The organism is Clostridium sp. DJ247 (assembly GCF_014231265.1).
The window spans coordinates 1-16,475 of sequence record NZ_JABAIW010000010.1 but is presented as its reverse complement, the minus strand read 5'-3'; the positions used below and the strand labels follow the sequence as shown (position 1 = coordinate 16,475).

Below are 16,475 nucleotides of genomic sequence, written 5' to 3'. Positions count from 1 at the left end.
TTGAAATGGAAAATTAAGTAAAATATTCCATAAATAGTTTAAATAAGCATTGGGGAGGCTTTTTTATGAAAGAGGCAGTTATCATAAGCGCCGTTAGAACAGCTATTGGAAAGTTTGGTGGAACTTTAAAGGATGTTCCAGCAGCAGAATTAGGAGCCATAGTTATTAAGGAAGCACTTAACAGGGCTAATGTTAAACCAGAGTTAGTTGATGAAGTTATAATGGGAAATGTAGTACAAGCGGGTCTTGGACAAAATGTTACTAGACAATCTATAATAAAAGCAGGATTACCAGAAGAAATACCAGGATTTACTTTAAACAAAGTCTGTGGTTCTGGACTAAGAGCAGTTAGCTTGGCAGCACAAATGATAAAAGCTGGAGATGCTGATGTAATTGTAGCCGGAGGAATGGAGAACATGTCGTCAGCACCATATATACTTCCAACAACAAGATGGGGACAAAGAATGGGAAATGGTGCTATAGTAGATACTATGGTAAACGATGCACTTACTGATGCATTCCAAGGATATCATATGGGAATAACTGCAGAAAACATAGCGGAAAAATGGAATTTAACAAGAGAAGTACAAGATGAATTTGCGGTTGCATCACAGAATAAAGCAGAGGCAGCTATAAAAGAAGGTAAATTTAAGAATGAAATAGTTCCTGTAGTAATAAAGACCAAAAAAGGTGAAGTAGTTTTTGATACTGATGAATTCCCAAGGTTTGAAGCTACCTTAGAAGGTATGGCAAAGTTAAAGCCAGCATTCAAGAAAGATGGAACGGTAACTGCTGGAAATGCTTCAGGAATCAATGATGGAGCAGCTGCTATAGTTATTATGAGTTCTGAAAAGGCAGCTGAACTTGGACTTAAACCAATGGCTAAAATAGTTTCCTATGGTTCAAAAGGATTAGATCCAGCAATAATGGGATATGGTCCATTCCATGCAACCAAAAAGGCCTTAGAAGTAGCTAATTTATCAATAGAAGATATAGATTTAATAGAAGCAAATGAAGCATTTGCAGCTCAAAGTTTAGCTGTTGCAAAAGATTTAAATTTTGATATGAGTAAGGTTAATGTAAACGGTGGAGCTATTGCTCTTGGTCATCCAGTTGGATGTTCTGGAGCAAGAATATTAACTACATTACTTTATGAAATGGAAAAAAGAGATGCTAAGAAGGGACTAGCAACTCTATGCATAGGCGGAGGAATGGGAACAGCTATAATAATTGAAAGATAAATTTCAGATAACTATTTAAATAAAACAGACACTTTCATCTAAAGTGTCTGTTTTTATTTAGGCTGAAAAGTTTCATAATATAAATTGTTCGCTTTTTATACATATGTTATATAATTAATAACTAAATGAAAGTAACCTAAAAAGGGTTAAAATAGTAACTTTATAATTTTAAGAATTTTCATTATAGTAAAACAATTAAATGGCTTAATGAATTATTAACAGATAATGAAATAATTTTTTATAATATATAGATTTCGTGAGTAATCATGACGAAATATCATATAAATTGACTAAATTTAAGAATAATAAACATTTTAGTGAAAAATTAAACTTTTATATTGTATTTTTTAGAGATATAATCTTATTATTAAACTTCTAAGTGGAGGAATTTAAATGAATAAAGATGTTTTAGATATGATAAAAAAGGTATCTGTGATTAACTTAATCATTGGTATTATATTTTTTATCTCTACACAACTAATAATGAAAAACTATGGAATTTTTGTATTGCTTGGGACATTGATAGCAATAATAAATTTTATTATTAATGGTCTAATAGGTGAAGTAGTGTTTCAAAAATTCAAAAATTCATCAGCATCTTTATATATTTTAAATTTTATTACAAGAGTTATATTTGCTGCAGGAATAGGCTATGTTGTTTTTAAGTATAATAAGTATAGTGTCGTAGCATATTTATTTGGATATACTTCTCATTTAATTGGGGTATATATATATTCAGTTATTAAGAATAATTAAGAATAATTAAGAAAGGATGTGATGAAGTGGAGGGATTTGAACCATTGTTCACAATAAATCTAGGGGCATTCGAAATAGGCATAACCTCTAGTATTATTGTACAATGGATTATTATTGTTTTTCTGGCCATTTTGGCTAAAATTTTTACAAGCAATTTAAAAAAGGTACCTGATAAGAAGCAAAGTGCTGTTGAAATATTTTTTGAAACAGTAAGAAATCTAGTCAGGGATAATATGGGGGCACAATATATGGTATATGTTCCATATATAGGAACTCTTGCAATTTTTATTTTGATTATGAATTTTACTCCATTAGTGGCAGTAAAGGCACCAACGGAAGACCTAAGTGTTACAGTTGGGCTGGCGTTAATAACTTTCGTGTTAGTACAAGTTAATGCAATAAAAAAGGTTGGAGTTAAGCATTATTTAACCGCTTATGCTCAACCGGTAGTACCGTTATTGCCACTTAATATCGTAGAAAGATTAGTTCTTCCAGTTTCACTAAGTCTACGACTATTTGGTAATATTACAGCAGGTGCCGTAGTTCTTGAAATGGTGTATGAAGGATTGAGTCATATAGCATGGTTTAGCCAATTGCTAATACCTATCCCGCTACATGCTTTCTTCGATTTATTTGATGGATCTATACAAATGGTAGTGTTTGTTATGTTAACAATGATGAATATAAAAATTATAGCTGAACACTAACAATTATTTATTATGAAGGAGGATTTTTATTATGAACTTAGACGCACAATCATTTATATCAGGTATGGCAGCAATAGGTGCAGGTTTAGCTGCAATAGGATGTTTAGGTGGAGGTATAGGAGTTGGTACAGCTGCAGGTAAGGCAGTTGAAGGAGTTTCAAGACAGCCTGAAGCAAGTGGTAAAATATTAAGTACATTCTTCGTAAGTGCAGCTTTGTCAGAAGTAACTGCTATTTATAGTTTATTAATAGCTATTATTTTGGTGTTTAAAGTTTAATTTAAATTAGTCACCTCACCAGTTTGCACATATAGAGAGGGGAGGATTGAAGTTCGAAATGGAGATAAATATTACTACAGTTATTATAACTATAATAAACTTTGGAATATTATATTTTATTTTGAGACATTTCTTTTTCAATAAAGTTAATACTGTAATTGAGAAAAGACAAAATGAAGTACAGGAAACAATAGATAAAGCAAATGATGATAGAGCAAAGGCTGAAACGTTAAGATTAGAAAATGAGAAAAACTTAGAAAACTCAAAAATACAAGGCAAAAACATAGTAGAAAGTTATAAAGAAAAAGCTGAAAAAGTATCAGAAGAAATTAAAAAGGAAGCTTCAAATGAGGCTGAACTTATAGTTGAAAGAGCAAAAAAAGAGATTGAAAGAGAAAAAGAAAAGGCAGAAGATGAACTTAGAACTAAAGTGGTTGATCTTGCTGTAGTCTTGTCCTCAAAAGCTCTAGAAAAATCTATAAATGAACAAGAACATAGAAGACTTATTGAAGAATTTATAGCTAAGGTGGGTATCTAATATGCATGTATATTTAGATAGAAGATATGCTGTTGCATTATATTCAGTAGCCTCAGCTAAAAATAAGATAGATGATTATATAAATGACTTAAAAGAAATTGCGAATTTAATAAAAAGTAGCGAAGAATTAAGTCAAATAATAAATCATCCTAAAATAAGTACTTCTAGAAAAAAAGAAGTATTTAAGAGCATTTTTGAGGGCCAAATTGATAACGAGTTACTCTCTTTTTTGCTGATACTTATAGAAAAAAATAGAATTAATGAACTTAACGGAATTATTCTTCAAATTGATAAGGTTCGTTTGGAGAATAATAATGAGGCTATAGCAATTGTAAAAACAGTTATTCCTTTAAATGATAGCGAAAGAACTTCTCTAATTAATAAACTACAGAATAAGTATAAAAAATCAATAATTTTACAAGAAAGTATTGATGAAAGCATCTTAGGTGGTGTTTATGTTAGAGTAGGCGACGACGTTATTGATGGAACAATTAAAAACAAGATAGAAGAAATGAAAAAATTAATGCTTATAAGAGGATAGAGGTGACCTTATGAACATAAAACCTGAAGAAATAACCTCAATAATTAAAAAACAAATTGAAGGTTATGAAAATAAGGTAGAAGCTGTAGATTCAGGTACTATAATTCAAGTAGGTGATGGTATTGCCAGAGTATATGGCTTAGAGAACTGTATGTCTGGAGAACTTCTTGAATTTCCCAATAATGTATTGGGGATGGTCATGAATCTAGAGCAGGATAACGTAGGTTGTGTTTTACTTGGTAGTGAAAATGGCATAAAAGAAGGCGACGTAGTTAAAAGTACTGGTAGAGTAGTTGAAGTACCAGTTGGCGAAGAGATGATTGGTAGAGTTATAAATGCTTTAGGACAGCCAATTGATGGAAAAGGACCAATAAAAGCTGCGGAATATAGACCAGCTGAAGTTATAGCACATGGTGTTATAGAAAGAAAGTCAGTAAATGAGCCACTTCAAACTGGTATAAAAGCAATTGACTCAATGATTCCTATTGGAAGAGGTCAAAGAGAGCTTATTATAGGAGACAGACAGACTGGTAAAACTGCTATTGCTCTTGACACTATAATAAACCAAAAGGGAAAAGATGTTATCTGTATATATGTAGCTATAGGACAAAAACAATCTACAGTGGCTCACATATACAATACACTTACTCAAAAGGGAGCTATGGATTATACAATCATTGTATCATCAACTGCATCTGATACAGCTCCGCTTCAATATCTTGCTCCATATTCAGGAGTAACTGTTGGAGAATACTTTATGGATCAAGGAAAAGATGTATTAATAGTATATGATGATTTAACTAAACACGCAGTTGCTTATAGAACAATGTCATTGTTACTTAGAAGACCACCTGCAAGAGAAGCTTTCCCGGGAGATGTATTCTATTTACACTCAAGACTTCTTGAAAGAGCAGCTAAGCTTTCTGATAAATTAGGTGGGGGATCAATTACAGCTCTTCCTATAATAGAAACACTTGCAGGGGATGTTACGGCATACATACCAACAAACGTTATATCAATAACAGATGGGCAGATCTTCCTTGAATCAGAACTTTTCCATGCAGGACAAAGACCAGCAGTTAACTCAGGGATATCAGTTTCAAGAGTTGGTGGTAGTGCTCAAATTAAAGCAATGAAGCAGGTTTCAGGAACACTTAGACTTGAACTTGCACAGTATAGAGAACTAGCTGCTTTTGCACAGTTCGGTTCAGATCTTGATAAAGAGTCAAAGAGAAGACTTGAAAAAGGTAAAAGATTACTTGAAATATTTAAGCAAGATCAATATGAGCCAATGTCTGTAGAAAAGCAAATAATGATAATTTATGCTGGTGTTGAAAATCACTTAATGGATATTAGTGTAGCTAAGATAAAAGAATTTGAAAAAGGCTTCTTAGAGTATATGGATACTCATCATAAAGAGATAGGTGAAACAATACTTACAAAAAAGGTACTAGATGATGAGCTTAAAAAGAATCTTAATAAAGCAATTGATGAATATAAAAAAGTATTTTTAGCGGAGGCATAGTTTTCTATGCGGGAGGTGAAGTATGGCAGCAGGACTTATTGCGATAAAAAGAAGAATTAAGTCTGTAACTAATACTAAAAAAATAACAAACGCCATGGGACTTATTGCCACCTCTAAATTAAGAAAGTGCAGAAAAAATCTAGAGTCAAATGAAGGTTATTACAATTCCTTTGAAGATACTATAAAAAGTATCGTTCAAGGTGTAGAAGGAAAAAGTATATATGTAAATGGAAATGGTAGCAATAAAAAATTATATATAACAATAACCTCTGATTCTGGACTTTGTGGAGGCTTTAATGCAGCAATTGTATCTGCAGCTGTAGATAAGATAGCAAGTGATAAAAGTAATTCACTTATAATGTCTGTAGGACAAAAAGGAAGAGCGTATTTCAGAAGATTGCATTATGATACAGTAGCAGAATACGTTGATATTCCTGATGAACCTACATTAAAAGAAGCTAAAACAATAGCAGAGCATGCTTTAAGTCTTTATAAGAATGGTGAAGTTGGCGAAATTCATGTAGTTTATACTAAGTTTATATCAACTGTAAAACAATCTATTGTAGATGAAAAAGTGTTACCATTAACTTCTGAAAAGAGAAGTGGCGGTCTCGGAGAATTTGAACCTAGTGCTAATGAATTATTAGATGGTACAGTTAACATACACTTGAAAGCTCAAATATTTAATTTCTTATTGAATTCAAAAGCAAGTGAGCAGTCTTCTAGAATGACTGCTATGGATAGCTCTACTAAGAATGCTAATGATTTATTAGATAGTTTAAATTTAAAGTATAATAGAATAAGACAGAGTGCAATAACTCAAGAGATAACTGAAATAGTTGGAGGAGCAGAGGCTCAAAAGTAAGGAGGGAAACTTATGCCAGGACATATTGGTAAAGTTGTTCAGGTAATAGGACCTGTTATAGATATAAAATTCGATAGTGAAAGCCTTCCTAATATATATAATTCAATAGAAATAAATATGGGAGACAAAAAACTTATAGCTGAAGTTGAACAACACATAGGTGATGATATAGTTAGAGCTATATCTATGGAAGCAACTGATGGCTTAAGAAGAGGAGCTGAAGCAGTTGATACTGGAAAACCAATTTCAGTTCCTGTTGGAAAGCCTGTATTAGGACGTCTATTTAATGTATTAGGTCAGACAATTGATGAAGCAGGAGATTTTAAGGTTGAAGAAGTATATCCTATACATAGGGCAGCACCTAGTTTCGAAGAACAGTCAGTGCAACCTGAAATGTTTGAAACAGGAATAAAAGTTATAGATTTACTTGCACCTTATCAAAAAGGTGGTAAAATAGGTCTATTTGGTGGAGCAGGCGTTGGTAAAACAGTTCTTATTCAAGAACTTATTAATAATATAGCAAAAGAACACGGTGGATTATCTGTATTCACAGGTGTTGGAGAAAGAACAAGAGAAGGTAATGACCTTTATTATGAAATGAAAGAGTCAGGAGTTATAGATAAGACTGCATTGGTATTCGGTCAAATGAACGAACCACCTGGAGCTAGAATGAGAGTTGCGTTGACAGGTCTTACTATGGCAGAAAAATTTAGAGATGAAGGTCAGGATGTGCTTCTATTTATAGATAATATATTTAGATTTACACAGGCTGGTTCAGAGGTTTCAGCTTTGCTTGGAAGAATACCTAGTGCCGTTGGTTATCAGCCAACTCTAGCTACTGAAATGGGTGCGTTACAAGAAAGAATAACTTCTACAAAACAAGGTTCTATAACATCTGTTCAGGCAGTTTATGTTCCTGCAGATGACTTAACAGACCCAGCTCCGGCTACAACATTTACTCACCTTGACGCTACAACAGTTTTATCAAGATCTATATCAGAGCTTGGTATCTATCCTGCTGTTAGCCCACTTGAGTCAACTTCAAGAATACTTGATCCTAATATCGTAGGTGCAGAGCATTATGAAGTTGCAACTAAAGTAAAGCATATTCTTGAAAGATATAGTGAACTTCAAGATATAATAGCAATTTTAGGTGTAGATGAGTTAGGTGAAGAAGATAGGGCAGTAGTTAACAGAGCAAGAAGAGTGCAGAGATTTTTATCTCAACCATTTAGTGTTGCAGAACAGTTTACTGGTATGCAGGGTAAGTTTGTAACTATAAAAGATACAATAAGAGGATTTAGAGAAATACTTGAAGGTAAATGTGATGATCTACCTGAAGCAGCATTCCTATTTACTGGTACAATAGAAGAAGTAAGAGAAAAAGCTAAATCTATGATGGAAAGCTAAAAGGAGTGATTTTGTATGTCATCTAAAATGAAACTTAGCATACTAACTCCTGAAAAAACTTTTTATACTGGAGAAGTATCTGAGGTAAATACAAAAACTATAAGTGGCGGTATAGGAATACTTCCACAGCATAGTCCATTTGTAGGTTTATTAGCACCAGCAGGTACAAGATTTAAGTTAGAAGATGGAAGTGAAAAAACTGCTTTTACATCAACTGGTATAATTAAAGTTACAAAAACAGAAGTAGCAATGATAGTTGATGCTGCTGAGTGGCCAGAAGAAATTGACATAAGAAGAGCTGAAGAAGCAAAAGATAGAGCTGAAGAAAGACTAAAAAATAAAGATAAAATCGATGCAAAAAGAGCAGAGCTAGCATTAGCTAGAGCTATAGCTAGAATAAGATTAAAATAATTTAATACTATATTAAAGTAAACAAAAAACACGAAACAATGGCTTCGTGTTTTTTGTTTTTTTTAGATGACTTAATTATAGTATAAAATAGTTGCACATTTTATCATGTATTTTTATATATTGATAATATATCAGTAATTAAGACAAATCTTACCTGGAATTGAAACTTAGAATTTATTTTAAGTTTTATAAGATTGGTATTAAAAAAGTTATTAAAATTATAAAGAATAGAAATAATTGAATATTTACTATTATAGTTGTCCATAATTCAGATAGAAGAAAAAGAGGGGGTGACAAGCCCCTATAGGATAACTATAGGAGCAAACAATATGAGAAAAAATATGATTACTATAACTATCTTATTAATATTATGTTTGTTATTTTTACTAGGAGATCCTTCTAGAGCAGAAAAAAAAGGCGATTTGTTTAATGAAATATTAAGAAAAACTAATAGTAGCACAGTAGAATATGGAATTAAAGAAGTATTCACAACTGATAGTGATAAAGAAAAAATTGTTGATAATTTCATTAGAGGTTTAGGACTTTATGATGGATGGAATAGCACTGTATTAAAAAATAACAAGGTTTATTGTGTGGAATTTGGGAAAAATTATATAAATGGGTACATAGAAATAATTCAATATGAAAATCATAATGTTGTTACTATAAACATAACAAAGAAGGATAATGATAACAATTTAAATGAACTTAAAGATATGTTGAAACAATGTATACCTGAGATAAAAACCAATGATATGATTTTTCTTTATTTAAAAGCAAAACTTCTTGAAGATGATATTAATTTATATAATAACGAAGTTTTAGAAATATTAAAAAACTATAGAGCATCGAACATTAATACTATAAAGCTTGAAAATGGATATAGCACTACAGCATATACAAGACAGTATAATGCTATGCAAAATAATGGCAAACCCATGGATTTTAATTATGCAGTATGCAGATATTCTTCAGGAAGCTATATAATCATTGGGACACCTGAGATAAGTGTAACATATTAACAATTGTAGAATGGAGGATAATTATGGATAAAATAGTGGTTAGAGGAGGAGCTCAGTTAAATGGAGAGGTTAACATAAGTACTGCTAAAAATGCTATTTTACCAATCATAGCAGCAAGTATATTAAGTGGAGATAAGTGCATTATTGATTCAGCACCTATGCTAGAAGATGTATTTGTTATAAGTGATGTGCTTAGGAGTATTTCAGCAGATATAAATATAGATGAAGAGACAAATAAAATTGTGATAGGAGCTTCTAACGTAAAAGATTGTGATGCTTCTAATGAATTAGTAAAAAAGATGAGAGCATCATTTTTAATTATGGGGCCAATGATATCAAGATTTGGAAAGTTTAAATTATCACTACCTGGGGGATGTAATATTGGAACCAGGCCTATAGATTTACATTTGAAGGGATTTAGTGCTTTAGGTGCCGAAGTAAATGTTGGTCATGGATATGTAGAGGCTCAAGCAAGAAAATTAATGGGAAGCAAGATATACTTAGATTTTCCTTCAGTAGGTGCAACTGAAAATATTATGATGGCAGCTGTCATGGCAGAAGGAGAGACTATTATAGAAAATGCCGCCGAAGAGCCAGAAATTGAGGATTTAGGAAGATTCTTGAATAACATGGGAGCAAATATTGTAGGGGCTGGTACAGATACCATTAGAATAATTGGAGTAAAAACCCTAAAAGGTACTACACATAAACCCATATACGATAGAATAGAAGCTGGAACATTTATGATCGCTGCAGCTATAACTAGAAGTAAAATAAAAATTAATGGTGCTGATGAAGAACATTTAAAGCCTATAATTGCTAAATTAACAGAAGCTGGTGTGGAAATTAAGTCAGAAGGAAGCAGCATATTGGTTGATGGAGCTAAGGACCTAAGGCCAATAGATATCAAAACCATGCCTTACCCTGGGTTTCCTACAGATATGCAATCACAAATGACAGGATTGCTATGCACTATAAGGGGAACCAGCATGATTACTGAAACTATCTTCGAAAACAGATTTATGCATGCAACAGAAATGAAGAGAATGGGAGCAAATATAAGAATTGATGGAAGAAATGCTGTAATAGAAGGTGTAGATAGGTTAACTGGTGCTGAAGTTAGAGCAACAGATTTAAGAGCAGGAGCAGCTCTTATACTATGTGGTTTAGTAGCAGAAGGAGAAACTAATGTTACAGATATATATCATATAGATAGGGGCTATGTAAATATAGAGAAGAAGTTAAAGGCACTAGGTGCTGATATAGAGAGAAGAAGCATTCCATCTTAATTGTAAGAATAATTATGCTAAAAACAAAGAGGTTCTTATGTATAGCCTCTTTGTTTTTAGCATAATTGTTAGCAGGTACTAATAATATTATAATATATTTTAACAAAAGTAAGGAGATATATATGAAAAGAAGAATTATTAGTACACCTATACATTTAATAAGATTTTTATTATTAATAATAATAAGTATAACTATTTTAATTGTTATTTCTACAGTAATCCTTGGATATAATGGTGAAACTCCTAAACTTAAAGGGTCAATACCTAATCCTTTTGTAAATTCCAGTAGTGTTGAATTTAAGGATTCTAACGTAGTAATACCTAAAATAAAGGTATATATAACTAAAACTGATAAGATAGAGGAAATGCAGATTGAAGATTATGTAAAAGGTGTAGTTGCAGCAGAGATGCCCGTAGAGTTTCAAATAGAAGCATTAAAAGCACAGGCAGTAGCAGCAAGGACTTTTGCATTAGCACATATGGAGGAATTTGAAGGTAGGAAATACAAGAGTACTACTGGTGCAAATGTGTGTGATACAGTTAAATGCCAGGTATTCATACATAAGGAGGATAGACTTAGATCATGGCCAGAAAATAAAAAAGATGAGTATTGGAATAAGGTTGAAAAGGCAGTTAACGAAACTGTAGGACAAGTCTTGATGTATAATAGTAAACTTGTGATGGAGCCATACTATTTTGCAGTAAGCAGCGGTAAAACAGAAAACGTTCAAGATGTTTTTAAAGATACTATTTCATATTTAAAGAGTGTAGATAGTCCAGGAGAAGAATCAGCACCAAAGTACGAAAGTTCTATGAAATTATCATATCATGATTTCATAAATAAGATGAATTCTGAGTACCCCAATTTAGGGCTGTCACTAGGGGAAATAAGGAATCAAATAGAAATAAAGAGTAGGAATAAGGGTGGCTCAGTTAAAGAAATTAAAGTTGGTAAGATTACAATTACAGGAGTTAAATTTAGAAATATTATGGCACTGAATTCAGCTAATTTTAGTATAAAATACGATACAAACGGTTTACAAATAAACTGCATTGGATATGGACATGGTGTTGGCATGAGTCAGTGGGGAGCAAATGCAATGGCAAAGTCAGGGCAAGATTATAAACAAATACTCACCCATTACTATAGCGGAGTAAATATTATAAAATTAAAAGAATAGCATAATATAGATCTGGAACTTTTAAATTTAATTTATGTAGCATAACACATTACTAGATTGTGCCACCTATAAATAGTTTATTAGAAAGTCTTAGTCTCAAATTAGTAGGAAAGCTTAGTACTTTGATACTGTTTGAGCCTGAGCGAGTTTATCAAAGTCCTTAGCTTTTCTGCTAATTTGAGGCTTAGACTTTCTTTAACTATTTATCAGTGGCATAATCTAGTAATATGCTATGTGGAATAAATTAAATTTAAAAGTTCCGTACTTATAAAGAGATTATCCATTAAACTAGCAGTTCTAAGTCCCCGCTTTCATAAGCTGTGGTCAAGAGCCGCTATGCACTGGAGCGGTTCAACTAAGCATTAGATGGGGATTAACACGTTTTATGCTTAGTTTACTTTATATAGTTTAAAAGCATATAGTTCTTAGAATGTATGTAATTAAACTCAAAATCTCTCTATATGATTTTATAAATAAGCCATAGAGAAATACAGATTCCTTAAATAGAATATGTATTCTGGTGAATTTATTATATATGGAGATGCTGAGTAATATACGTTGTAAGATGCTATATGCTTTTTTGTCATATTATTTTATAAAAAAAAGAAATAACAATATAAAAAAATATGAAAAATATGTATTTTTTTCTAAGCTCTGGACAAACTGAAGAAAGGAGGTGTTCATATGGACAAAAATATTTTTAACAAAACATTAAACTTTTTTAAGAAGGAGGGCTTTTATGTAATATTATTTGTTTGCTTGTGTGTTGTAGCAACTATAGCAGTTTTAACTGCAAAAAATAATAAACATTCTAACACACCAGTACAACAAAATAATGTATCACAACAGAATGAAAAGAAACAAGTAGCTAAAGCTGAAAATGAGCCTTCTTTAAATTACGACAATGCTCTTCAAGTTAAGAAAAACACTAAATCAGAAACAGTTGCACCAAAGAGTGAAACTAGCTCACAAGGTGTATCTAGCTCAGTAAGTACTACATTTCAAAAACCAGTAGATGGAAGTATAGCTAGAGGTTATTCTGAAGACCCTGTTTATTGGGACTCAACAGGTAGTTATAGACCTAATCTAGGGTATGAAATAAAGGCTGATTTGGGAAAATCCGTATTTGCTGTAGCAGATGGAAAAATAGAAGAAGTTAACAGTGTTACACAGGACGGCGTCGAAATTGTTGTAAATCATCAAAATGGATTAAAAACAGTTTATTCAAATTTAGATCCAAAAGTTAAAGTAACAAAAGGGCAAACAGTAGCTAAAGGTACAGTTATAGGTACTGTTGGAAAGAGTACATTAAGAGCTGCTTATGAAAAATATGGGGATCACTTACATTTTGCAGTTTTAAAAGGTAAGGACTTTGTTGATCCAAGCAAGTATATAAAATATTAATAATTGGCCATTTTCCGGGAAGTTTATCGGAAAATGGCTCATAAAATGAATTTAAGAATATGAAATAGCATATTTATAATATAGAAGGGTTAAGGAGGTAGCATCTTTGAAAGATTACATTGAAGAAAGAGTTCTAGAAGTTGCAAAGTATATTATAGGTTCAAAAGCTACAATAAGAAAAACTGCTAAAGTTTTCGGAGTAAGTAAAAGTACTATACACAAAGATATGACAGAAAGGTTACCTAAAATAAATCCTCAAATTGCTGAAGAAGCTAAAATTATATTAGATTATAATAAAGCAGAAAGACACATAAGAGGTGGAAAAGCAACTAAAATGAAATATAAAGCTATTGAAGGTTAAAAACATTCCGATTATAATTAAATATAAAGATATAATAAAAATAGACAAATTTTTTAGAGTTTGTTATAAATTGCCGGTAAGGTTAGGAGTGAGTATAGGAATGTTTTTTAATATAGGAACAGACATGGGAATTGACTTGGGTACAGCCACAGTGCTTGTTTATATTAAAGGTAGGGGGGTAATCCTAAAAGAACCTTCAGTTGTAGCCATAGATAAGAACAAGAATAAGGTACTAGCAGTGGGTGAAGAAGCATGGCACATGATTGGAAGAACACCGGGTAATATCGTAGCTATACGTCCTTTGAGGGATGGAGTTATATCTGATTATGATGTAACTGAAAAAATGTTAAAGTATTTTATATCAAAAGCTTGTGGTAAGAAAAGACTGTCAGCTCCAAGAGTTGTTGTTTGTGTCCCTTGTGAAGCCACGGAAGTAGAAAAAAGAGCTGTAATCGATGCCGCGAAAAATGCTGGAGCAAAAAAGGTGTTTTTAATAGAAGAACCTTTAGCAGCAGCTATAGGAGCTGGGCTAGATATAACTAAGCCAAGTGGAAATATGGTAATAGATATCGGTGGAGGAACTACTGATATTGCAGTTATTTCTCTAGGAGGAATAGTTGTAAGATCCTCTATAAAGATTGCAGGGGACAAGTTTGATGAAGCCATAATAAAATATATTAGAAAAGAACATAAATTAATGATTGGGGAAAGAACAGCAGAAGATTTAAAAATTAATGTTGGTTCTGCCTTTAAAAAAGAAGAAAAAGTAGTTATGGAAATAAGAGGAAGAGACCTGATTACAGGACTTCCCAAAAATATAACAGTGTCCTCAGATGAAATGAGGGAAGCATTAAAAGAAACCGTAAATGCTATAGCGGAAACCACACACGCTGTACTTGAAAAAACACCGCCGGAATTAGCAGCGGATATAGCAGATAAAGGCATATATATGACTGGAGGAGGGGCATTATTAAATGGACTTAGTGATTTGATAGAGAAAGTTACTAAGGTTCCGGTTTATGTAGCTGAAGATGCTGTATCTTGTGTAGCTTTAGGAACAGGTAAGGTTTTAGAGTATTTAGATAAGATGGAAGTTACTTTTACTGGTGATGATATAACTCTTATAGATTAAAATTTATAATATAAATAAAAAGCAAAATCCTAGAAGCCGTCTGGGATTTTGCTTTTTATTTATATTATAAATTTTTTTCATAAAGATAATAAGAGTGAATTAACGAATGGGTAATTACTTTTGCCATACCTAATACAAGGTCTAATCTTATGTTATTGTTATTAAAGATTTCATCGTTATCGTTAGAATCAACTATACCGATTATTGAGGACTCTCCAACGTTAGGTAAAGACTTACCTACTCCTTTACCAGGATGAACAGGATAATCTCTTGCTTGAATTTCTCCTATGCTGTCCAAATCTCCAAGACAAGCGTCTACACCAATTATGTTATTATGTGGATGAAGGAGCGTAATTTCATTTAATCTTTTATCAATATTTAGAGCATGTATAGGTTCTGAAACTGTTCCGTATACAGGTAATGGAAAATGTTTACTTTTAAGCAAAGTTCCAACTAACGGACCAAGACAATCGCCAATACATCTATCAGTACCAATACATACTATAATTGAATCCTTATTAATATAGTCTTTTAAGAAATAAGCAATTTCATAATATGATAGCGAGTTTTTATAGTTAGCTCTTACTCTATTCAATAGCTACACCCCCTAATAATATATATGAAGTTTTCTTAAAAAATATTAAGAAAAGAATAAAAAACAAAAAAAAAGAGATAATAGTATAGGTGCGAGGAGGGTGTTGATATTGAGTAAAAGATTTTTATCATTTATAGTGATTATATGTACAATCTTCTGTGTACTTATAATGCTATTTTCAGATAGGATAACTTTAAAGAAAGAAGCAAATAGTGATAAAATTCAAGTAATAGATAATACTAAACCTATTAAAGGTGATAGTAAGCCTAATAAAGATATAATATCTGAAAATAATAATATGCAAAAGGAAAATGAAAGTAAAACAAATAAAATAAACTCATATGTAGATACTGATGAATATAAAAGATTTAAGATGGGTAAGCTGCAACAGGAAATTAAAAAAGATAAGGATGACTTTTTTAATAAAAGTAAAGTTGAAGATAACAGTAAATATGATAAAGGTAATAGTAATGATAACTTAGATAAAGGAAATAAAAAAGCAAACTCATCAGAATCTAAGAAGGAACTTAGTGGAAACAAAGATAATACAAGCAATTCAGTAAAGGAAGGCATGCCTGTATTTAAGATTTCTAAATATAAAGTTAAAGATAGCTTAACCTTTACTGATAAAGAGAAACTTCTAGTTATTGCAAGCAAGTTATCCGCAGTAGATTATGAAAAAATAAATGAATATCTGCAGAAAGGAAGCGATGAAGATATAAAAAATACTATAAAGCTACTTAGAGAAAGGTTATCAGACAAAGACTATGAAAAAGTAAGAGAAGTAGCAGGGAAATTTATTAATATGGATGTAGTAGAACAATGGTAACCATGCTAGCATAAGGAGTTGTATGTTAAATGCCATTTAGGCATTTAACCATCACCTGAATTTTAGCTGAAGAATCCAATGCTTAGCAGTTGTTAACTCCACTCTTCTAGAAACAGGGGTTTGGGCACTGATAGTCTAATGGATAAATAATAATTATATTAGTTAGATAATTTAAGAAAACAAGAGTAATGCAAAGGTATAACGGATTAAATGCGATAAATAGTTAAAAACGACGTTTGAAATAAAGTCAATAACAATGTATACTAATCCATGTTGAAGCCGCTAAGAGCGATCTTCAAAAGGAAACTTAATATGCTGGTATAGCTCAGCAGGTAGAGCAACTGACTTGTAATCAGTAGGTCGCGGGTTCGATTCCTGCTGCCAGCACCAA

18 protein-coding genes and 1 tRNA gene are annotated in these 16,475 nt (G+C 32.0%); 18 read left to right on the top strand and 1 reads right to left on the bottom strand.

Going from position 1 to position 16,475, the window contains the following annotated elements; genetic code table 11:
• Positions 1-65 precede the first annotated feature (65 nt).
• From HGI79_RS05920 to HGI79_RS05845, 16 genes are all read left to right on the top strand, one after another.
• Positions 66-1,241, top strand: coding sequence for an acetyl-CoA C-acetyltransferase (locus HGI79_RS05920; RefSeq protein ID WP_185649746.1), 1,176 nt, complete (start codon positions 66-68; stop codon positions 1,239-1,241).
• 393 nt (positions 1,242-1,634) lie between these two features.
• On the top strand, positions 1,635-1,997 hold the full coding sequence (locus tag HGI79_RS05915) for an ATP synthase subunit I (RefSeq protein ID WP_185649745.1): 363 nt from the start codon (positions 1,635-1,637) through the stop codon (positions 1,995-1,997).
• 26 nt (positions 1,998-2,023) lie between these two features.
• Positions 2,024-2,704, top strand: a complete 681-nt coding sequence (locus HGI79_RS05910) for a F0F1 ATP synthase subunit A (protein WP_185649744.1) — start codon at positions 2,024-2,026, stop codon at positions 2,702-2,704.
• A 31-nt stretch (positions 2,705-2,735) separates the two neighbouring features.
• On the top strand, positions 2,736-2,981 hold the full coding sequence (gene atpE / locus HGI79_RS05905) for an ATP synthase F0 subunit C (protein ID WP_185649743.1): 246 nt from the start codon (positions 2,736-2,738) through the stop codon (positions 2,979-2,981).
• Between the two features lie 58 nt (positions 2,982-3,039).
• A complete protein-coding gene (locus tag HGI79_RS05900; protein WP_185649742.1) occupies positions 3,040-3,519 on the top strand; it encodes a F0F1 ATP synthase subunit B in 480 nt (159 codons plus the stop codon).
• Between the two features lies 1 nt (position 3,520).
• Positions 3,521-4,060 (top strand): F0F1 ATP synthase subunit delta, encoded by a 540-nt coding sequence (locus HGI79_RS05895; RefSeq protein WP_185649741.1) that lies wholly within the window; start codon positions 3,521-3,523, stop codon positions 4,058-4,060.
• Between the two features lie 10 nt (positions 4,061-4,070).
• Entirely contained in the window at positions 4,071-5,585 is a 1,515-nt protein-coding gene (gene atpA, locus HGI79_RS05890; protein WP_185649740.1) for a F0F1 ATP synthase subunit alpha, read from the top strand.
• Between the two features lie 22 nt (positions 5,586-5,607).
• Positions 5,608-6,450 carry an ATP synthase F1 subunit gamma gene (gene atpG, locus HGI79_RS05885; protein ID WP_185649739.1) on the top strand — a complete coding sequence of 281 codons (843 nt, stop codon included), beginning with the start codon at positions 5,608-5,610 and terminating at the stop codon, positions 6,448-6,450.
• Between the two features lie 12 nt (positions 6,451-6,462).
• On the top strand, positions 6,463-7,860 hold the full coding sequence (gene atpD, locus HGI79_RS05880; RefSeq protein ID WP_185649738.1) for a F0F1 ATP synthase subunit beta: 1,398 nt from the start codon (positions 6,463-6,465) through the stop codon (positions 7,858-7,860).
• 15 nt (positions 7,861-7,875) lie between these two features.
• Positions 7,876-8,271 (top strand): F0F1 ATP synthase subunit epsilon, encoded by a 396-nt coding sequence (locus HGI79_RS05875; RefSeq protein WP_185649737.1) that lies wholly within the window; start codon positions 7,876-7,878, stop codon positions 8,269-8,271.
• A 329-nt stretch (positions 8,272-8,600) separates the two neighbouring features.
• Complete coding sequence (locus HGI79_RS05870; RefSeq protein ID WP_185649736.1) at positions 8,601-9,293, top strand: YwmB family TATA-box binding protein; 693 nt, start codon at positions 8,601-8,603, stop codon at positions 9,291-9,293.
• 23 nt (positions 9,294-9,316) lie between these two features.
• Positions 9,317-10,582, top strand: coding sequence for a UDP-N-acetylglucosamine 1-carboxyvinyltransferase (murA, locus tag HGI79_RS05865; protein ID WP_185649735.1), 1,266 nt, complete (start codon positions 9,317-9,319; stop codon positions 10,580-10,582).
• Between the two features lie 122 nt (positions 10,583-10,704).
• Entirely contained in the window at positions 10,705-11,763 is a 1,059-nt protein-coding gene (gene spoIID / locus HGI79_RS05860; RefSeq protein WP_185649734.1) for a stage II sporulation protein D, read from the top strand.
• Between the two features lie 684 nt (positions 11,764-12,447).
• Positions 12,448-13,167 carry a M23 family metallopeptidase gene (locus tag HGI79_RS05855; RefSeq protein WP_185649733.1) on the top strand — a complete coding sequence of 240 codons (720 nt, stop codon included), beginning with the start codon at positions 12,448-12,450 and terminating at the stop codon, positions 13,165-13,167.
• Between the two features lie 106 nt (positions 13,168-13,273).
• On the top strand, positions 13,274-13,528 hold the full coding sequence (gene spoIIID, locus HGI79_RS05850; protein ID WP_066627492.1) for a sporulation transcriptional regulator SpoIIID: 255 nt from the start codon (positions 13,274-13,276) through the stop codon (positions 13,526-13,528).
• 100 nt (positions 13,529-13,628) lie between these two features.
• On the top strand, positions 13,629-14,660 hold the full coding sequence (locus HGI79_RS05845; protein ID WP_185649732.1) for a rod shape-determining protein: 1,032 nt from the start codon (positions 13,629-13,631) through the stop codon (positions 14,658-14,660).
• A 64-nt stretch (positions 14,661-14,724) separates the two neighbouring features.
• Here HGI79_RS05845 and yyaC read toward each other — a convergent pair whose 3' ends face one another.
• Positions 14,725-15,255 (bottom strand): spore protease YyaC, encoded by a 531-nt coding sequence (gene yyaC, locus HGI79_RS05840; RefSeq protein WP_185649731.1) that lies wholly within the window; start codon positions 15,253-15,255, stop codon positions 14,725-14,727.
• A 109-nt stretch (positions 15,256-15,364) separates the two neighbouring features.
• On the opposite strand from yyaC, the gene HGI79_RS05835 reads away from it, so the two are divergent.
• Both HGI79_RS05835 and HGI79_RS05830 read left to right on the top strand, forming a co-directional pair.
• Positions 15,365-16,084: a hypothetical protein gene (locus HGI79_RS05835; protein ID WP_185649730.1), complete on the top strand. Its 720-nt coding sequence runs from the start codon at positions 15,365-15,367 to the stop codon at positions 16,082-16,084.
• A gap of 314 nt (positions 16,085-16,398) precedes the next feature.
• Positions 16,399-16,474, top strand: a tRNA-Thr gene (locus tag HGI79_RS05830).
• Position 16,475 lies beyond the last annotated feature (1 nt).